The sequence below is a fragment of the Cupriavidus sp. FW305-46 genome, assembly GCF_058787075.1.
Genome location: NZ_JBYSZI010000044.1, coordinates 31,348 through 50,504, shown reverse-complemented (window position 1 = coordinate 50,504; position 19,157 = coordinate 31,348). Strand labels below are relative to the sequence as shown.

Annotated in this window: 12 protein-coding genes; 5 read left to right on the top strand and 7 right to left on the bottom strand. The window is 69.7% G+C overall.

All coding sequences use genetic code 11. The features are described 5' to 3' along the window. Positions 1-82: 82 nt before the first annotated feature. Complete coding sequence (locus tag AC3WON_RS20945; RefSeq protein ID WP_492352668.1) at positions 83-2,071, bottom strand: alkyl/aryl-sulfatase; 1,989 nt, start codon at positions 2,069-2,071, stop codon at positions 83-85. 175 nt (positions 2,072-2,246) lie between these two features. Between AC3WON_RS20945 and AC3WON_RS20940 the strand changes: the two genes are divergently transcribed. Next, positions 2,247-2,879 carry a TetR/AcrR family transcriptional regulator gene (locus AC3WON_RS20940; RefSeq protein WP_492321549.1) on the top strand — a complete coding sequence of 211 codons (633 nt, stop codon included), beginning with the start codon at positions 2,247-2,249 and terminating at the stop codon, positions 2,877-2,879. Here the strand turns inward: AC3WON_RS20940 and AC3WON_RS20935 are convergent, their stop codons facing one another. The 5 genes from AC3WON_RS20935 to AC3WON_RS20915 form a co-directional block, all read right to left on the bottom strand. Then, entirely contained in the window at positions 2,880-3,833 is a 954-nt protein-coding gene (locus AC3WON_RS20935) for a delta(1)-pyrroline-2-carboxylate reductase family protein (protein WP_492352667.1), read from the bottom strand. A 59-nt stretch (positions 3,834-3,892) separates the two neighbouring features. Further along, positions 3,893-6,118, bottom strand: coding sequence for a penicillin-binding protein 1C (pbpC, locus tag AC3WON_RS20930; RefSeq protein WP_492352666.1), 2,226 nt, complete (start codon positions 6,116-6,118; stop codon positions 3,893-3,895). Further along, on the bottom strand, positions 6,115-6,819 hold the full coding sequence (locus AC3WON_RS20925) for a lysoplasmalogenase (RefSeq protein WP_492321552.1): 705 nt from the start codon (positions 6,817-6,819) through the stop codon (positions 6,115-6,117). The genes pbpC and AC3WON_RS20925 overlap by 4 nt, the downstream gene beginning before the upstream one ends. Then, on the bottom strand, positions 6,816-12,887 hold the full coding sequence (locus tag AC3WON_RS20920; protein ID WP_492352665.1) for an alpha-2-macroglobulin family protein: 6,072 nt from the start codon (positions 12,885-12,887) through the stop codon (positions 6,816-6,818). The genes AC3WON_RS20925 and AC3WON_RS20920 overlap by 4 nt, the downstream gene beginning before the upstream one ends. A gap of 109 nt (positions 12,888-12,996) precedes the next feature. After that, positions 12,997-13,482: an Lrp/AsnC family transcriptional regulator gene (locus AC3WON_RS20915; protein ID WP_010811303.1), complete on the bottom strand. Its 486-nt coding sequence runs from the start codon at positions 13,480-13,482 to the stop codon at positions 12,997-12,999. Positions 13,483-13,651: 169 nt separating this feature from the next. Between AC3WON_RS20915 and phhA the strand changes: the two genes are divergently transcribed. From phhA to AC3WON_RS20895, 4 genes are all read left to right on the top strand, one after another. Continuing rightward, positions 13,652-14,581: a phenylalanine 4-monooxygenase gene (phhA, locus tag AC3WON_RS20910; protein WP_492321554.1), complete on the top strand. Its 930-nt coding sequence runs from the start codon at positions 13,652-13,654 to the stop codon at positions 14,579-14,581. 149 nt (positions 14,582-14,730) lie between these two features. Continuing rightward, positions 14,731-15,030: a 4a-hydroxytetrahydrobiopterin dehydratase gene (locus AC3WON_RS20905; RefSeq protein WP_492321555.1), complete on the top strand. Its 300-nt coding sequence runs from the start codon at positions 14,731-14,733 to the stop codon at positions 15,028-15,030. Between the two features lie 158 nt (positions 15,031-15,188). Beyond that, a complete protein-coding gene (locus AC3WON_RS20900; RefSeq protein WP_011616251.1) occupies positions 15,189-15,893 on the top strand; it encodes a response regulator transcription factor in 705 nt (234 codons plus the stop codon). 128 nt (positions 15,894-16,021) lie between these two features. Further along, positions 16,022-17,650, top strand: a complete 1,629-nt coding sequence (locus AC3WON_RS20895) for a sensor histidine kinase N-terminal domain-containing protein (RefSeq protein ID WP_492321556.1) — start codon at positions 16,022-16,024, stop codon at positions 17,648-17,650. 43 nt (positions 17,651-17,693) lie between these two features. Here the strand turns inward: AC3WON_RS20895 and AC3WON_RS20890 are convergent, their stop codons facing one another. Beyond that, positions 17,694-18,209, bottom strand: a complete 516-nt coding sequence (locus AC3WON_RS20890) for an SET domain-containing protein (RefSeq protein WP_492352664.1) — start codon at positions 18,207-18,209, stop codon at positions 17,694-17,696. Positions 18,210-19,157 lie beyond the last annotated feature (948 nt).

The following is a 19,157-nucleotide window of genomic DNA, read 5'->3' as shown; positions in this document are numbered from 1 at the left end:
GCAGGAAAAAACCCTCAGGCAAGAGCGGTTTTATGGGGCGGGCACGCAACAGTGGCCGCGCGCCTGCCCCATCCCTGTGCGGTCAGGGTGTCACGATGCTGAAGTTCGGCTCGGCCTTGTCCATCAGCGCCGTCCACGCCACCAGCGCCTGCGGGTCGCCGTCCACGCGCGCGCGGCCCGCCTGGGTCTCGGCCTGCAGCGTGGTCTGGCCGGCCAGCACGCCCATCAGCACGGCGCGCGGCATGGTCAGCGTGGCCTGCGGGGACGCGTGCTGCGCGTCGGGCTTGTAGCGGAACACGCCGTTCTCAACCGTCAGCGCAAAGCGCTTGCCGGTGTCCGGCTGTACCCAGTTCAGCGCCAGCGTCTTGCCCGCGGCGCGGTCGCCGTTCAGGCTGATCGCCAGGTAGTCCAGGAACATGGTGTCGGTCATGGCACGCAGCACGTCCGGGCTGCCGGCGCGGCGGCCGGCCTGGGGCGGGCCGCTGCGCAATTCGGCGGCACCGGTCAGGTAGGCATTGCGCCAGGTCGAGGATTCGGCCTGGTAGCCAAGCTGCTCCAGCGCGTCGGCTTCCAGCCGGCGGGCTGCTTGGTTGGACGGATCGGCAAAGACCACGTGCTTGACCACCTCGGCCACCCAGCGGTACTCGCCACGCGCGTACGCTGCGCGCGCCTGCTCCAGCACGCGGGGCGCGCCGCCCATGAATTCGACATAGCGCTTGCCCGCCTCTTCCGGCGGCAGCGGGTTCAGGTTGGCAGGATTGGCGTCATACCAGCCCAGGTAGCGCTGGTACACCGCCTTGGCGTTGTGGCTGACGGTGCCGTAGTAGTCGCGCAGATGCCATTCGGCAGCCAGCGGCGGCGGCAGCTTCACGCGCTCTGCGATTTCGGCCGGCACGTAGCCCATGTTGGCCAGCCGCAGCGACTGGTCATGGATGTACTTGTAGCCGTCGCGCTGCTTGCCCAGGTAGGTGACGATGTCCTGGCGGCCCCAGGTAGGCCAGTGGTGCTGGGCGAACAGGACCTCGGTGCGGCCGCCGAAGCGGTCGATGGTCTCGTCCAGCGCGCGCCACCACTGGTTGGCGTCGCGCACCTGGGCGCCGCGGATGGTGTACAGGTTGTGCAGGTTGTGGGTGGCGTCCTCGGCGGCGCACAGTGCCTTCCACTGCGGGAAGTACATCAGCATCTCGGCCGGGGCCTCGGTGCCCGGCGCCATCAGGAATTCGATCTGCACGCCGTCGATGGTGCGCGTGTCGCCGGTCTTGTGGATCAGGTCCGTCGGCGCAATCAGCGTCACCGTGCCGTGCGCCACGCCCTTGCCCAGCCCCGCATCCACCTGCCCGGTGGCCGAGCGCGGCAGGTTGAAGCCATACATGTACTGCGCGCGGCGGCTCATGGCGTTGCCGGCGAAAACGTTCTCGCTGACGGCCTCTTCCATGAAGCCTTCCGGGGCCAGCACCTTGACCCGCCCGGCCTTGACGTCGTCTTCGCTGATGACACCCTTGACCCCGCCGAAGTGGTCGCCATGGCTGTGCGTGTAGATCACCGCGACCACTGGCTTTTTAGGCCGGTGCTTGAAGTACAGGTCGAGGCCGGCGCGCGAGGTTTCCATCGCCGTCAGCGGGTCGATCACGATCAGGCCGGTATCGCCCTCGATGATCGTCATGTTGGCGATATCGAAGCCACGGATCTGGTAGATCCGATCCGTCACCTGAAACAGCCCGTTGTGCATATTCAGCTGGGCCTGGCGCCACAAGCTAGGGTTCACGGTGGCTGGCGCCTGGTCTTGCTTGAGGAAGCCGTACGGGTCCAGCGCCCACACCACGTTGCCCTTGGCGTCACGGATCTCGGCATTGTCCAGCGTGCCGATAAAGCCACGGCGCGCTGCCTCGAAGTCACGCCGGTCCTGGAACGGCAGTTGTTGCAGCACCGCCGCATTGGCACGGGCGGTGGCATCGGTGGCTGGATTGCCCGCGGTGGCCGGGGCAGGTGCGGCGCCGGCGGTGCCGGCAAGGCTGATTGCGGCTGCAGCCAGCGCGGCGGCGGCTGCGGCAATGGCAGTCGGGTACGACATCTTGGTCTCCTGGAAATCCTGGGCCGGATGTCCGTCTCCGGCCTGGCTTCTGTAATTGTGCTGAACGTTCAGTACAATACTGGAGTTTGCTGGCAGATCCCGGCCGCTGTCAAATAGGCATCCGGCCCGAATACTCTTAAATTGCTGCCGGCACCACCTGTCTTCCGCCCCGCCCATGCCACCGACCCGCCCGGCCGCACAAAAGCCTCCAGCCTCCGTCACCAAGAACCGCCGCGGCCTGGAAACGCGCGAACGCGTCATTGCCGTGACGCGCGGACTGATCAGCGCGCACGGCTACGCCGAGGTGACCCTCGACCAGATCTCCGCCGAGGCCGGCGTGGCCAAGAGCAGCCTGCTGTGGCATTTCGGCAGCAAGGAAATGCTGCTGGCGGAAGCCGCAACCAGCCTGTTCCGGGACATTGGCGAGGGGCTGGGCGCAGAGCCGCACCGGGGCAAGACCGCGGCGCGGCGGCTGGAAAACGCCTTCGACCGGGTGGCCGACTATTTCACGGCCAATCCGGAAGCCAAGGGTGTCGTGCTGGCCCTGCTGTTCTCAGGCAGCGTGCCGCCCAGCGTGCGCGAGGAGATCCGCCGCAGCTGGGACGCGCATGTGCAGGACCTGGTCGATGCGCTGTCCGCCCCGGGGCGCCCACTGCCCGCGCCGATGGCGCGCCTGATGGTGGCGACCATCCATGGCTGTTACTGCCACTGGTATGCCAGCGACCGCAGCGAACCGATCGCCGGCTTCCTGGCGCCGGCGCGCGAGCTTTTCAGCGACTGGCTGCGCGCCAGGGACGGCGGCGAGTAATCAGCCGCGGCTGGCCAGCACGCAAGCGGCCAAGTCCCACAGCGCGTAGCCCACGCTCCTGAACACCAGCGGGCTGCCAGCCCGCGCGCGGATGGCATCGGCCTGCAGGATCGCGGTCTCGAACGGCTGCACGTCGGCCCAGTCGATGCCGGCCTGCAGCAGGTCGCCGGCCTCGTCCTCGATCCCGAACAGGGTATCGGCCAGCAGCCGGCCGCTATCCGCGGCCGCATGGCACAGCGCCGGCGGCAGTTCGCACATGTCGGGCCGGAACGCGCCGACCGCGGCAATGAAGTGATCGTCGCGCCAGAGGCCGCTGTCCAGGTCCGGCAGCACCGGGCTGCGGCTGGACGTGACCGTCACCACCATCGATACCCGGCGCAATACCGCCGCGACCGACTCGGCCACCTGCGCTTGCACCCCCAGCGTGCGCGCGTGCGCGGCCAGCGCCTCGGACTTGTCGCGCGTGCGCGAATGCAGCCACACCTTGCGCACGCCCAGCCCGGCCACGAAGGCCTCCAGGTGCGTCAGCGCCTGCACCCCGGCGCCGACGATCAGCAACTCGCCATCCTTGCGCGCGGCAAAGCACTGCGCCGCCAGCAGCGACACGGCCGCAGTGCGCCGTCCCGTCACCGTGGGGCCGTCGAGCATGGCGATACGCGCGCCGGTGTGCGCGTCGGCCACCACCACCTCGCCGAGGATATTGGGCAGCCCGCGCTGCGGGTTGCCGGGATGGACGGTGATGTTCTTGGTCATCACCAGGCTGCGGTTGCGCGCGGGCATCACCAGCAGCGTGCCTTCGCCACCTTGCGCATCGCCCACCGGCAGTGCAATGCGCGGCGGCGCCATGGCGGTGCCGTCGCGCAGCTCGGCCAGCATGTCGGCGATGGCTTGCGCCAGTTCGGGATACGGCAGGCGCGCCGCCGTGCTGGCGGCATCGAGGGGGACGAGGGACATGCGCTGGCTCCGGCAAGACGTTGCGAAGCGCCATTATTGCGCACAGAGCGCCTGCGGCCTCAGCGCTTGGCCGCTGGCACCGCCGCGCGCACTGACGCGCCACGCACCTCGATGCCGATGCGGTCCACCACCTTGCCAGACGCATCGAGCAGCTCCACCTGGTGCCGCCCCGGCCACGGCAGCCATGCCACCTCGCCGCCGCGCCCCAGCGGCTTGCCGTCCATGCGCCAGCTGACCGTGCGCGCGGTCTGGCCGGCCACGCCCTCGGCATGGAACCAGACCCGCTGCGCCGCGGGCGGCATGTCGGGGTCCAGCGCAAACACGGTGCCGTCGGCGGGATTGGCGATCACGGGTGCGGTCGGGCGCGCGGCGGGTGCGCTCACGCTGACGCGCCGGATCGCCGTGCCGGCCAGAAAGACTTCATCGCGTGCCGGCTCCAGCCCGTCGTCGAAGCTCAGCGCCACGCGCTGCACGCCGGCGGGCATGGCGGGCGCGTGGCTGGCGCGCGCGCGGTGCAGCGCTTCCATGATGTCGTGCCAGACCGGCGCTGCGCCCGATACGCCCGAAACCTCGTGCATGCTCGCGCCGCTGGCATTGCCGACCCACACGCCCACGGTGTAGTGCTGTGACCAGCCGATGCACCAGTTGTCGCGCATGTCCTTGCTGGTGCCGGTCTTCACCGCGGTCCAGAAGCGCGTGGTGAGCGGGCTGTCCAGGCCGAAGGTGCGCGCGCGCGCATGGCGGTCCGACAGGATGTCGGCGATCACGTAGCTCGCGCCCGGCTGCATCACCGCTGTCATCGGTGCGGCCGCTGCCCCTTCCCGCAGCCGTGGCGGCGCGTAGCGCCCGCCATTGGCCAGTGCCCGGTACGCATTGGTCAGCGCCAGCAGCGACACGTCGGCGCTGCCCAGCGCCAGGCTGAACCCGTAGTAGTCCCCGGCCTCGGCCAACGGCAGCCCCAGCGCCACCAGCCGCTTGTGGAAGCGGTGCGGGGTCACCATCACCAGCGTGCGCACCGCGGGCACGTTCAGCGACGCGGCCAGCGCCGCGCGCAGGCTGACCCAGCCGGCATAGCGGTGGTCGTAGTTCTGCGGCACGTAGAGCCCGCCGCCGACCGGCAGGTTTACGGGCCGGTCGTCCAGCAGCGAGGCCGCGGTCAGCCGCGTCTCTTCCAGCGCCTGCTCGTACAGGAAGGGCTTGAGCGTCGAGCCCGCCTGCCGCAGCGCCGCCGCGTGGTCCACCTGCGCGGCGCCTGACAGCGTGCCCGACGAGCCCACATAGGCCAGCACGTCGCCGCTGGCATTGTCGATCACCACCACCGCGCCGTCCTCGACATTGCGCCCGCCCAGTTCGCGCAGGTGCCGGTCCAGGCTGGTGGCAGCCACGCGCTGCAGGCGGGCATCGAGCGTGGACGCGATGCGCGCAGGCATGGGTACGCCCGCGGCCAGTTGCGAGCGCGCTTCGCCGACCAGGCGCCGTGCCAGGTGCGGTGCCAGCTGCGGCGACGCCGCCGATGGCGTGGCGGCCGCGGCGCGCTGCGCGACCGGCCCGGTGCGCAGCAGCGCCAGTTGCGCAAAGCCTTCCAGGCCTTCGCACTCGCGCGGCAGGCGCATCTCGCGCAGGATGCCGCAGGCGCGGCTTGCCACCTGGGCGGCCTTGGCATTGGGCGCGCGCACCAGCGCCACCGCCAGGGCCGATTCCCTCGCGTTGAGCCCTTCGGGGTACTTGCCGAACAGCACCTGCGACATCGCCGACAGGCCCACCAGCTCGCCGCGGAACGGCACCAGGTTCAGGTAGCCCTCCAGGATCTGGTCCTTGCTCCAGCTGCGCTCCAGCGCCGCCGCACCGGCGGCCTGCCCCAGCTTCTGCGTCAAGCTGCGGCCCTGCCCCGGAGCGCCCGGCCGGCGCAGGTCCTCATCGAGCAGGCCCGCCAGCTGCATGGTCAGCGTCGAGGCGCCGCGCGTGCGTGTGTTCCACAGGTTGGCCCAGGCCGCGGCCGCCACGCCCTGCCAGTCGACCCCGCTGTGGGCATAGAAGCGCCGGTCCTCCGACAGCACGATGGCAGTGCGCAGCGCGGGCGAGGTATCGGCCAGCGCGACCCAGTCGCCGCGGCGCGCGCGGAAGTCGTCGCGCACGCGGCCCACGGTAGCGCCGTGGCGGTCCAGCACCACCACGTCGGCACTGCGCCAGTCGGTACGGACTTGCTCGAAGGACGGCAGGGCCATGGCCGGCGCGGACCAGATCAACGCCGTCACCAGCATCATGCGAATACAGCGCTGCTTCATGCCTGCTCGCGTCCCGCCACGATGCCCGCCACCAGCAGCACCTGTGCCGCGGCGTAGGTCCACCAGATGCCAAGCTGGAAGGATTCGAACGGCACCAGGAAGCGCGCGATGCCGATCATCATGTCCGATGCGGCAAAACACAGCGCCCCCAGCGCCGCCAGCGGCGTGGGCAGGCGCGCCACCAGCGCGCTGCAGGCCATCGCCGCCAGCACGCCCACGTATACCGCCACCGGCACCGTCAGCGGGCCCATATTGGGCCAGAAGCGGCCCAGCATGGTGCCCGCCACGCCCAGCATCGCGCCGCACGCAATCAGCCGGTGCGGGCGCGTGTCGCCCGCCAGCGGCACCAGCACGCGCAGGTAGGCCAGGTGCGCGAGCAGGAAGGCGCCAAGCCCGCCCATGAACGAAAACGTCAGCGTCGGCAGCGCCAGCAGGAGATCGCCCAGGGCCGAGAACATCAGCGCAGTGACCAGCCAGCGGCGCTCAACCAGCGGCCGGTGGAACCACGCGGCGCGTGCCAGCAGCAGCGCCATCGCGGTCTTCCACGCGGGCTGCATGGCGATATGCCCGGTCAGCGGCGCGCCTTCAGGCAGCTCGATCGCCACCTGCACCAGCAGCGCGCCGTAGATGATGCCGGCCAGCGTGCCCGCGATCCACCACTCGCGCACGCGTGCCGGCATCATCATCGACAGCCAGCTCATGGGCGCGCCCCCACCGCCAGCCGCGCATTGGGCGCCACGCCGAACACGTCGGGCGCGTACATCGCTTCCACGCGCGTGGGCGGCAGCGCGAAGTCGCCGGCGTTGTTCAGCCGCACCGTGTATTCGACCGATACCGTGCCCTTGGGCAGGTAGCCGAAGTACTCGCGGTAGGCCTGCGGCGTGCGCTCGGTGTAGGCCGGCCAGGCCGCGCCCTTGCGCTGCTCGCCGCGCGTGGCGATCGCGGAGTCACGGCCCAGGCCGCTGCCGAGGATGGTGGCGCCGGCAGGCACCGGATCGCTGACCACCACCCAGGTCATGTCGGCCTGCGCATCGATCTCCAGCTTGACGCGGTACACATCGCCGCGCGACCACTTGCCCTGCACCGCCTGCTCCTGCGGCGTCACGGTGCGCTTGATGCGGTAGCCCGCGGCCAGCGGCGCGGTCACCGGCACCGCCGCCAGCGCCTGCACCGTGGCCCACGGATGGCCGGCGCCGGCGTGCTCCACCTGCAGCGTGCCGCCGTCGGCGCCGGTCGGCCACGGCAGCTCGACGCTGCCCTCGGCCACGCCGTCGGTGCGCTGCGCGCGCGCCCAGTCGAAACTGCGCGAGGCGTCGGCCGCATTGCTCACGCTCGCCCGCGTGGTGCCCGCCACCGGTGTCTTCTCGAACGCCTGCGAGAAGCGCGTCACCGCCAGCATGCCCCACGCGTTGGCAGTGGTCGTGCCCCAGGCACCATGCACCTGCCGGCCCAGCAGCCCGGTGGCCAGTTGCGGCGCATCTTCCTTCCAGCCCGGCAGTTCCGACGCCAGCGCCAGCAGGCGCGCGGCATTGGTGTCGCCGCCGGCCATCATCCACCACCAGTTGTCGTTGCGCTCGGTGGAGAACGCCAGGCGCGTGCCCTGCACCGTCAGGCGCGAGCGCAGCAGCTGCTGCGCCTCGGCCAGGCGTTGCTCGCGCTGCGGGATGTCCTGCATGCGCGTGAGCAGCAGGGTCCAGTCCAGCAGCGCCGAGGTCGGCCACTGCGCCGGCAGGATCTGGATCGACCCCAGCATGCGCGCCTGCGCATGGCCGGTGCGCGACAGCGCCTCGAGCGCTGCCAGCTTGCGCGCCTCCAGGTACTGCGTGCCGGCCACCGGGGCCCAGCTGTCGCGGCGGATGCGGCCTTCGACGAAGTCGGTCAGCCCGCGCTCCATCTGCGTGCGCTGCGCGTCGGGGATGCGCAGCGCCAGCCCGGCGCGCGCGGCCTCGTCGGTGACCGCCAGCAGGTAGGCGGTCAGCACTTCGCTGCCAAAGTCGCCGTCGGCGTTCAGCGGGAAGTACGAGGCCAGCCCGTTGGCATCGAGGTAGGACGGCAGCTGCGTCATCAGCGCGTCCCACGCGGCGGTGTCGTTCAGGCCGATGGCCTTCGATGCGCGCTGCTCCAGGCAGGTGAACGGGTAGTTGCGGAACCACTCGCGCACGCCCGGCATACCGCCCGCCAGCGACGACTGGAAGTTCACCTGCAGCCCCCCGCGCACCTTGCCCGCAGGATCCGCCAGCGCGCCCGGCGGCGCCTTGAGCGGCACCGACAGCGACGGCGACACCTGCGCCAGCGTGGCCTGCTGCACTGTCACCGGCACCGCCGGCACGATCTGCTGCGACACCTTGATGCGGTCGGCCGCCCCACCCGTGCCCTGCTCGCTCGCCTGCACTTCCCACATCACCGTGCCGCTGCGCGAGTACGCCAGCAGCGCGGGCGCGGTCACGTCCCAGCCAATCTCGCGCGCTTCGCCGGCGGGGATCTGCACGGTCTGCGCCGGCAGGCTGGCCTCATTGCCGAGCAGCGTGCCGCGCGCGCTGGCCTGCACCGTCATCGCGCGCTTGGTGGTATTGCGCAGCGTAAACATGGCGCGGTAGCGGTCGTCCTCGCGCACCAGCAGCGGCAGGCCGGAAATCACCTGCAGGTCCTGCGTGGCGGCGATGGTGGCGCTGCCCGTGCCGAAGCGGCCGAGGCCAAGGTCCGCCACCGCGACGATGCGGAAGCTGGTCAGCGAATCGTTGAGCGGCACCTCGATGCTGGCGCGGCCCTCGGCGTCGAGCTGCACGCGCGGGTTCCATACCAGCAGCGTGTCGAACAGCTCGCGCGTGGGGCTCTTGCCGCCGCCGCCGCCCGCCGGCACCGCCTTGCGCCCGTAGTGGCGGCGCCCGATGATCTCCATCTGCGCGGTCGACGTTTCCACGCCGTAGCCGCGCCGCTGCAGCATCGCATCGAGCAGATCCCAGCTGGTGTTGGGCATCAGTTCCAGCAAGGCCTGGTCCACCGCGGCCAGGGCCACTTCGCCGTTGGCGGCGGGCTTGCCGTCGGGCAGCTTCACCTGGATCGCCACGCGCGCCTTGCCGCGCACCGGAGAGCTGGCCTTGTCCGGCGTCACGGTAACGTCGAGCCGGTGGCCCGCATTGCCGACGCGGATCTCGGCCAGCCCCAGCCGGAAGGCCGGCTTGGACAAGTCCACCAGCGCGGTCGGCGCGGCATATTCGCGGCCCTCGCTGCGGAACGCGCGCCACCACTCGCCCGGCTGGCGCCAGCCCCAGGTGAAGAACGAATACCAGGGCACCTCATGCAGGCGCCCGCGCAAGGCCAGCACCGACACGTAGACGTTGGGCCCCCACTCCGGCTTCACATGCACGCGCACGGTGGGATCGCTGCCGTGCAGCTCCACCACCTGGGTCTGGTAGATGCCCTCGCGCTCCACCGCGACCAGCGCGGTGGCATGGCGGAACGGCATGCGCACCTGGAACACCGCGGTCTCGCCCGGCGCGTAGGACTTCTTCTCCGGCAGCAGGTCGATGCGGTCATGGTTCTCGCCGCCGAACCAGAGCTCGCCCTGGCGCGTGACCCAGACCGTCGAGGCCGCCTGCGCGGTGCGTCCGTCCTTGTCGCGCGCGCTCGCCACCAGTTCGATCTGGCCGGCCTGCTCCAGCGCCACGTCGCAGCGCGCACGGCCTTGCGCATCGGTGCGGGTCTCGCACACGGTGCCGAGGTCGCGCGTCTCGGAGCGGTTGTCATAGCGGTAGAAGCCGCCCACCACGCGCTTGCGCGCCGAGGTGGTGATGCGTGCCCGCGCGTTGATCTTGACCGGCGCATCCGCCACCGGCTTGCCGTTGACGTCCAGCACCACGCCGTGCACGGCCAGCTTCTGCTTGACCGAGACCCAGCCATCGGTGCGGATGCCGGCCACCACCGCCGCCGGCCACACCGGCACGGTCTGGCGCAGCGTCTGGATCTCGCCGTTGGGGTCGGCAAAGCCGGCTTCGAGCAGCAGGTCGCGCGGGGCTTCAATCTTGGGCAGCTTGCGCAGCGTGACGGTGCCGTTGCCGTTCTTGTCGAGCGTCACCGGCAGCTTGTCGGCGACCAGCTTCTGGCTGTCGGCACTGGCATCGCCCTGCCCGTCCTCATCCATCTCCTCGTCGCCGCTGGCGCTTTCGCGCTGCGCGCGCGGCGGGTTGAACGAGAACTCGTCATAGCCGGGGAAGCTGACGTATTTGTCGCGCAGCAGCGCGGACACGCGCACGGGCAGCCCGGCCGCACCGCCGCCGGAGAGGTAGTGGATCTCCACGCCGACCGGCAGTTCGGCAGGCGCCACCACGGCCCCCGCCTTGCCTGCCACCTGCAGCGTGCCGGCCAGTACCGGCAGGCGGAATGCCTCGACCCGGAAACTGCCGCTGGTGTAGCTGCGCGCGCCACCATTGTCCTGCGCGCCTTCGCCCTTCTGCGTTTCCAGCTCGACGCTGTAGACCCCCAGCTTGGCCGCCGCCGGCACCTGGAAGGTGCTCTCCGCACTGCGCCCGCCGGTCGCGGTCTGGCGCCATTGCAGCGGCAGCTCGTAGGTCTGGCCGCTGCCTTCATGTCGGATCACCACGCGCGTGGGCAGCGGGCGGCTGGCCGGCGGCAGGGCAAAGCCCTGCGCGGTCTCGGCACGGATCAGGTGCTTCATCGACACGGTCTCGCCGGCGCGCAGCAGCGTGCGGTCGAAGATGGTGTGGGCGCGCACCGTGGGTGCGGTGCCGGTGTCGGTCGGCACATTGAAGCGCCAGCTCTCGATGCCGCGGTTCCAGTCCGACATCACGAAGGCCATGTCGGCCTTGCCGCGTGCCTGCGGGTGGCCGGCGGCGATGCGCGCCGAGACGAAATATCCCGACAGCCCGTTCTGCTCGCAGGCGCTCTCGGGCGCGGCAGCCAGCCTGGCAAAACGCACCACGCCGCTGGCATCGGTACGCCCTTCGCCCAGCAGGCGGCCGCTGCAGTCGCGCACCGCCACGGCGGCATCGGCAACCGGCTTGCCGTCATCCAGCGTGGTGACCCAGGCCAGCCCGCTGCGGCTGCCGTCGTCTTCATTGCCAGCGCTGCGGCCCAGCTTGAAATGCACGCCCAGGTTGGTAACCAGCGCCGCGGTGCGCACGTACATCGGCGCGCGCTTGCCCAGCAGCGCCTCGCCCAGCATCGGCGAGGCGATCTCCACCACATGGAAGCCCGGTTCCGGCAGCGGGATGCCCATCACCTCGAACGGCCGCGGCGCATCGCCCGAAGGCTTGGGCACGGCCAGCTTCTGCACGCCGGGGGCGCGATCCAGCAGAGACACCGAGCGCGTCTCGATCGACACCGCATTGCGCGGGTTGTTGACGCGATACGGGGATCGGCCCGCCAGCACGGCGTCGAGCTCGGCCCGGGTATAGCTGGCCTCATGCATGCGGCGCACCAGGCCAAACCATTGCATCACGGCCGTGTCGTCGTCCACGCGCAGCTTCATCACGGTGCCGGCCCTGGCCTGCACGCCGCGCACGGCGAGGTCGGCCTCGACGTTGCGCAGCGTCACCGGCAACAGCGGCGGGTAGTCGGCCGGCGCCTTGCCGCGCGGCAGCTCGCCGAAGCGTTCCACCACGCCAAACGGCGCCGCGGCAAACTTGGCCAGCGGCGGCATCGATGCGGTGGCCACCTTGAGCGGGAACAGGTCGGCATTGGCCAGCGTGCGGCCGCTGTCGTCCTTCAGGTTGCGCGGCACTTCGATGGTGAACTGGGCCTTCTCCGCGAACGGCGCGGCAAAGGTCAGCGCGCTGACGCTGGCGTCCGGCGCCAGGTCGGGATCGAACTGCGGCGCGCGCGGGCCGGACGGCGTCTTCAGCACCACACTCTCGGCCAGCTTGCGCGGCACCGGCGAGGAGAAGCTGACCGACATCGGCCGCAGCGGCGTGCACGGCGACTGCGCGTGTTCACGCTCGCAGCTGAAGCTGGCGGTGAAGGGTTCGCGCACGGTGTAGTCAAAGCGGCGCTCGTCGCGCGTGGCCACGCCGGACGGCGTGGCAATGCCCGCGCCCAGCACCAGTTGCACCCGCGCCGCGGCCGGCAGCCGCTGCTGGCAGGCAAGCAGGTGCACGGCATCGGGCGCCTGCCTGGCGATGCGTTCCCAGTGGATGGCGTCGAGCACGGCATCACGCTCCTTGCCGGCAAGCAAGCGCACCGGGATGCGCTCGCCCAGCCCCTGCGCCTGGCACCAGGCGTGCTCGCGCACCGAGGCCGCGGTGGCGGCGCCATTGAAGCGCAGCGCAAAGACCTGATCTTCCTCGATCTCGCCGCCCGAAGGCCGGCTGGACACGACCGTCGGGCCCCCGGTCTCGAACCGGTACTCCGGCTTGCCGGCATAGGCGGTGCCGGCCACGCTGCGCAGGCCGGTGCGCATGCGCACGGTGCAGCGCACCCCCGGCGGCAGGTCGCTGGCAAAGTCATAGACCCAGTTCTTCGCATCGATCCAGCGGGCCTGCCCGCCGGTGCCGGCACCGGTGCAGGAAACCGCCGCGGGCGCGGTGGCCTGGACGTCGCCCATCGGCACCATGGCCTCGTCGAAGCGGATCGCCACCTGCCGCACCTGCCCGACCGTGCCTTCAGGGGAGAAGCGCGTCACCTGCGCGGCCTGCGCGCCGCCCGCTGCCAGGATTCCAAGCGTGGCCACCAGGGCCAGGACTGCGCGCCGCGCATGCAATTGCGTTGGCATCCTGCCAAGACCCCGATCGGCTCGGGCGACGATTCCCTTCATCCTGCCATCCTCCGTTCCCGCCACGTTTGCGGCACCTGGCGAGGGTGACACGCACGCCACAGGAGCGCAAGACCGGCACGCAAACCTGCAACGCGCCGCAGGAAAAGATTCAGCGCAGGTGCGACAGCGGCAGCGGCCCGTCGCACTTGATCGCGGTCAGGACGATATTCGAACGCACGCTTTCCACGCCGGGCACGCGCATCAGCCGCTTCATGGTGAATTCGGCCAGCGTGGGCAGGTCGGGCACGACCACGCGGATCAGGTAGTCAGCCTCGCCGGCCACCGAATAGCACTCCTGCACCTCTTCCAGCAGCAGGATCTCTTCGCGGAAGCGTTCGATGATGGTGTCGGCATGGTGGGCCAGCTTGACGCTGATAAAGACCATCACCCCCAGGCCCAGCGCCTGCGATGACAGGTTGACGCGGTAGCCGGTGATGACGCCGTCGGCTTCCAGCCGCGCCAGCCGGCGCCCGACCTGGCTGGGCGACAGGTGCACGCGTTCGGCCAGCTGCTGGTGGGTGGTGCGGCCGTCGGCCTGCAGGACGGCCAGCAGCGCGAGGTCGAAGGGGTCCAGGGAGACGCCGGAGGCAGTCATACACAAATCCCGCACTCTTTATTTGAACGATGCATATTATATGCGCCGCCGCACCAAAACAAGCGGATTTTGCGGCCATTCTGCGCGCCTGGCTGTCTAAACTACGCAGTAAATCCGCATTCATGCTGCCGCCGATGCAGCAAGCACGCATTACAAGGAGACGCGCACCATGTCCATCGCCACGGCCACCGAAGCCCCCGGCGCCTTCCAGGGCACCCTGACCGACAAGCTCAAGGAACAGTTCGACGCCGGCCTGCTGTCCGGCCAGGAACTGCGCCCCGACTTCACCATCGCCCAGCCGGTGCACCGCTACACCAGCACCGACCACGCCATCTGGCGCAAGCTGTACGAACGCCAGGCCGCGATGCTGCAGGGCCGTGTCAGCGATGAATTCCTGCAGGGCCTGGCCACGCTGGGCATGGACAAGGACCGCGTCCCCGATTTCGACCAGCTCAATGAAACCCTGATGCGCGCCACCGGCTGGCAGGTCGTGGCCGTTCCCGGCCTGGTGCCGGACCAGGTGTTCTTCGAACACCTGGCCAACCGCCGCTTCCCGGCCAGCTGGTGGATGCGCAAGCCCGAGCAGCTGGACTACCTGCAGGAGCCGGACTGCTTCCACGACGTGTTCGGCCATGTGCCGCTGCTGATCAACCCGGTCTTCGCCGACTATATGGAGGCCTACGGCAAGGGCGGGCTGAAGGCGAACGGGCTGGGCGCGCTGGACATGCTGTCGCGGCTGTACTGGTACACGGTTGAATTCGGCCTGATCCGCACGCCGCAGGGCCTGCGCATCTACGGCGCGGGCATCCTGTCGAGCCAGGGCGAGTCGATCTACAGCCTGGATTCGGCCAGCCCCAACCGGATCGGCTTCGATGTGCGCCGCATCATGCGCACGCGCTACCGCATCGACACCTTCCAGAAGACCTACTTCGTGATCGACAGCTTCGAACAGCTGTTCGACGCCACCCGGCCGGACTTTGCGCCGCTGTACGAAGAACTGCGCGCGCAGCCGACGCTGGGCGCGGGCGACGTGGCCCCGGGCGACCAGGTGCTCAATGTCGGCACCCGTGAAGGCTGGGCCGACACCGAAGACATCTGATCCGGCCCTCGCCGGCAAACCCGGGGCGCGCTGCCCCGCTTCCCGCTTTGTGAAACAATGCCGGCATGCCCGCCGCCACGGCGCGGGCGGGCCGGCTGTCCGCATTGATTTGCGGCCTTCGTTTTCGTTACGACCAGATCGAGCCCCTTATGACCCCTCTTTCCCCGCAAGCCCGTGTCACGCTGCTGGCAGACCTGCCCGGCTGGACCACCGTCCCGGACCGCGACGCGATCTTCAAGCGCTTCACCTTCCATGACTTCAATGCCGCCTTCGGCTTCATGACGCGCGTGGCGATCCAGGCCGAGAAAGCCGACCACCACCCGGAATGGTTCAACGTCTACAACCGCGTCGACATCACGCTGTCCACGCACGATGCCAACGGCCTGACCCAGCGCGACATCGACCTGGCCCACTTCATCGAGCGCGCCGCCGACGCGGTGACGGACTAAGCGCGGGCGCGGCGGCAGCGCCGGATCGGGCCGATGTAGGCAATCCGTAAGGAAGCGGAGGCCCGCGGCTAGTACAATCTGCGGCAGGCCCGCACCTCCCGTGTGCGCCAAGAGGCCTTCCCTCCAGCCATGCCCAACTTCCTGCCCGAACTGCCGCCATGCGTATCCTGCTGATCGAGGACGACCGCCAGATTGCCAGCGGCGTCGAAGCCGGCCTGTCCCGCGCTGGCCACCAGATGCGCGTCGTCCACGACGGCGTCTATGCCACCGAACACCTGCTGCGCGAGCAGCACGACCTGGTCATCCTGGACCTGGGCCTGCCCGGCATCGACGGCATGACCCTGCTGGCGCGCTACCGCGCCCGCAACCGCACCACCCCGGTCATCATCCTGACCGCGCGCGACGAGCTGGAAGACAAGCTCTCGGGCCTGAACGCCGGCGCCGACGACTACCTGATCAAACCGTTCGCCCTGCCCGAGCTGGAAGCGCGCGTGCGCGTGCTGCTGCGCCGCAGCCAGCACGGCGAGGCCGCCCCCGAGCGCGACGTGCGCCTGGGGCGCCTGCGGCTGTCGGGCAACGACCGCCGCATGTTTATCGACGCCCGCCCGCTGGAGCTGTCGCCGCGCGAGTTCGCGGTGCTGGAGCTGCTGCTGCAGCGCCAGGGCCGCGTGGTCAGCAAGGCGCAGCTGCAGGACCACCTGGCCACCTTTGCCCACCCCGCCGGCGAAGGCGGCGACACCGTGGGCGACACCGCGATCGAGGTCTATGTGCACCGCGTGCGCAAGAAGCTCGAGGACAGCGATGTCGAGATCGTCACCGTGCGCGGCTTCGGCTACCTGCTGCAGATCCGCGCCGGACAATGAAACCGCTCCGGCCGCCGCGGTTATCCGACACGCGGCCCTGCCTTTCGGCCTAGCCGGCAATGTGGCCTCGCTCCCGCACCTCCTCCCGGGTTTCCTGGCGCACGGCCTCCCGCATCGCAACGCGGAACGTGCCCCCGGCTTCCGCCGCCGCTGACGCCGCCGGCAACACCCCTGCGCCCGCGGCGACGCGCCAGGCCTCCCGCCCCGGCTCCAACATCAGCCTGCGCGCGCACCTGCTGCGCGCACTGGCCACGCCGCTGTTTGCACTGGTGCTGACCAGCGGCTCGCTGTCGTACTGGCTGGCGGCGCACTACACCACGCAGGTGTTCGACCGCGCGCTGTATGGCGTGGCCAACAACATCGCCCAGCAGATCCGCATTGCCGGCCCGCGCCTGGAGCAGGACATCCCGATGATCGCGCAGACGCTGGTCGAGGCCGAGGGCACCGACCGCATCTACTGGCGCATCCACGGCCCCGACGGGCTGATCGGCGGCATGGACACCTGGCTGGGCTACGGCACCGGCCAGACCACGCTGCACGATGCACGCCTGTTCTACGCCTGGTTCAGCGGCCGCCAGGTGCGCGCGGTGCGGCTGCCGGTGATGCTGCCCAGCGCCGCGGTGGACGAACTCGGCACCAGCGAGGCCGGCAAACCCGCGCGCGGGCCGATCGTGGTGGAGGTGGCGGAGCTGCTGGACCGGCGCGAGACCGCAGCCAACGAGATCCTGCTGTCGGTGTCGGTGCCGCTGATCCTGCTGCTGCTGGTCGGCAGCCTGATCCTGTCGCACGTGCTCAAGGAAGAGCTGGTGCCGCTGCAGATCCTCGCCGACAAGCTCAACCGGCAGACTGCCCGTTCACTCGCCGCGCTCGACGAGACCCAGGTGCCGGCCGAGGTGGCGCCGCTGATCCGCGGCCTCAATGCGCTGCTGGCGCGGCTGCGCGACGCGCTCGACGCGCAACGCAAGTTCATTGCCGATGCCGCGCACCAGCTGCGCACCCCGCTGACCGCGGTCAAGCTGCATGCCGACCGGGCCCAGGAAGCCGATTCGCTGGAAGTCGCCCGGCATGCGCTGCGCGAGGTGCAGACCGCCGCCGACCGCGCGGTACGGCTGTCCAACCAGCTGCTGTCGCTGGCGCGCGCCGAGCCGGGGCTGTCGCTGGAGCGTCTCGGGCCGGTGGAACACTTCGACCTGGCCGAGCTGGCCTTCGAGATCGGCGCCGAGTGGGTGCCGCAGGCGCTGGCGCAACGCATCGACCTGGGCTTCGAGATCCTGCCCGGCCCCACCTTCACCGGCAGCGCGCCCGCGGTGGTGCGCGGCAACCGGCTGCTGATGCGCGAGGCCCTGTCCAACCTGATCGACAACGCGGTGAAGTACGTGCCCGCGGGCGGGCGCATCACGGTGCGCGCCGGCGGCGAGGCCATGGGTCACCGCGGCATGGCGGTGGTGATGGTCGAAGACAACGGCCCCGGCATCCCGCCGCAGCGGCGCGAGGAAGTCTTCAAGCGCTTCTTCCGCGGCGACCGCGCCCCCGAGCCGGGCGGCGGGCGGGCGGCCAACAGCGGCGGCGCCGGGCTGGGGCTGGCCATCGTCCATGAGATCGTGACGCTGCACCAGGGCACCATCCGCATCGAGGACGTGCCGCCGGTTCCAGGTGCGGCCGGCGATGCACCGGCCGCGGACGGCGCGCCCGAACGGCGGCCGACCATGCGCTTCGTGATCCGGATCCCCTGCGAACCACCAGGATCGGTGGCCTGAACCCGCCGCTGCGCTGGCGGCGGCGCGGGTTGGGACGCGCGCCTTACTTGGCCTTCTTCTTCTTTTCCTTCGGTGCCAGCATGGTGCCGCGGCATTGCGGGCTGCCGCAGCGGCACTCGAATTCCTTCTTCAGCTTGGCGGTATAGCGCGCGTCGATGACCAGGCCGTAGTCGTAGAACAACTCCTCGCCCTGGGCAATGTCGCGCAGCGCGTGGATAAACACGCGGCCCTTCTTCTCGCGCGCCTCGCAATTGGGTTCGCAGGCGTGGTTGATCCAGCGCGCGCGGTTGCCGCCGTACTTGGCGTCGATCACGCTGCCGTCGTCCAGGCTGAAGTAGAAAGTGTGGTTGGGATCGCTGGGATCGTGCGGATGGCGCTCCAGCGCCTTCTTCCACGAAATATGCTCGCCCTTGTACTCGATCACGCGTTCGCCTTCGGCGATCTGGCCGATCGCATAGACCCCCTTGCCGTGCACGCCTGACTGGCGCACCTCGATCCGGTCGCTCGCCGTCTTCTTCTTGCCCTCGTCCGCTGCCTTGCGCTTTGCCTTGTCCGCCATTTGCCTTTCCGTGCTCGTCGCCTGTTGTGCCTGAGTGGCCCGCTGTGCCGGCCGTTCCGGCGCGAGCGGGGATGATACCGGTGCAACCGTGACACGTATACGTAACACCCCTTCCGGCGACCTCACCGTATACGCCTTGGTTGCAATTGGCACGTATACGGCACCCCGTTTCCGCCTCAGCCGCCGCCCGTTTACGTCCCCGCGTGTGGATAACCCCGCCTCGAACTGTGGACAAGCACGCGGATTGGATGTGGGCTGCCTGGGGCTGGCATGGGGATGCCTCAGGCATAAGTCGGAGGGCTTGCGGCACTGGCCTCCTCCGGATGGCTGAGTCATCCACCTCGACCAACATTGGATACGACCACTTCTCGTTTACGTAAACCGTTGAACCGAAAGACGTTTACGTGGTTTTCCACAGCAGGGGCGGGTGTTTACTTACTACTACTATTTGTATACATGAAAGAAAAAGGTAAACCGAAAGAACGAACCAACGGCGTCGGCAACAGAATGCCCCCCAAGGCATCATCCGAATGGCCGGGACCGGAAACGTCGCGATAGCGCGAAACTTTGTGGTTTTGGGTTTGGATTGGGCGTATACCTCGGGCGTATACGCCCAATCACACCGACTTGCGCGTATACGCTGCCAGACAGTATCTGGAGCCGGTCCGTAAACCGATCCTGCAAGGCGCCATGCATACCCTGAATAGCTGCTCTGTTCGCTGTCAGGCCCGGTGATCCGACAACATGCAACATAGTGCAGCCGATTCCTCCGAGGCTGCCAGAGCGTCTGCAAGCGCTTCTAGCCGTCGCTGGCTCTCCAGGCCTGTCCAATACGCCTCGGCGTGCGCAGAGGGCCTCTGAGAGCCTCTGGTGAGGGATGGGTGAGGGCACAGGCACCCGGCCCGCGCGCCATCGCGCCTGCGCGGCCTGGGTGCTCTGCCCTGTCAG

Coding starts and splice junctions, on each gene's coding strand:
- AC3WON_RS20945 (WP_492352668.1), bottom strand. CDS start 2,071: ATGTCGTACCCGACTGCCATTGCCGCAGCCGCCGCCGCGCTGGCTGCA.
- AC3WON_RS20925 (WP_492321552.1), bottom strand. CDS start 6,819: ATGAGCTGGCTGTCGATGATGATGCCGGCACGCGTGCGCGAGTGGTGG.
- AC3WON_RS20940 (WP_492321549.1), top strand. CDS start 2,247: ATGCCACCGACCCGCCCGGCCGCACAAAAGCCTCCAGCCTCCGTCACC.
- phhA (WP_492321554.1), top strand. CDS start 13,652: ATGTCCATCGCCACGGCCACCGAAGCCCCCGGCGCCTTCCAGGGCACC.
- AC3WON_RS20915 (WP_010811303.1), bottom strand. CDS start 13,482: ATGACTGCCTCCGGCGTCTCCCTGGACCCCTTCGACCTCGCGCTGCTG.
- AC3WON_RS20890 (WP_492352664.1), bottom strand. CDS start 18,209: ATGGCGGACAAGGCAAAGCGCAAGGCAGCGGACGAGGGCAAGAAGAAG.
- AC3WON_RS20905 (WP_492321555.1), top strand. CDS start 14,731: ATGACCCCTCTTTCCCCGCAAGCCCGTGTCACGCTGCTGGCAGACCTG.
- AC3WON_RS20900 (WP_011616251.1), top strand. CDS start 15,189: ATGCGTATCCTGCTGATCGAGGACGACCGCCAGATTGCCAGCGGCGTC.
- AC3WON_RS20920 (WP_492352665.1), bottom strand. CDS start 12,887: ATGAAGGGAATCGTCGCCCGAGCCGATCGGGGTCTTGGCAGGATGCCA.
- AC3WON_RS20935 (WP_492352667.1), bottom strand. CDS start 3,833: ATGTCCCTCGTCCCCCTCGATGCCGCCAGCACGGCGGCGCGCCTGCCG.
- pbpC (WP_492352666.1), bottom strand. CDS start 6,118: ATGAAGCAGCGCTGTATTCGCATGATGCTGGTGACGGCGTTGATCTGG.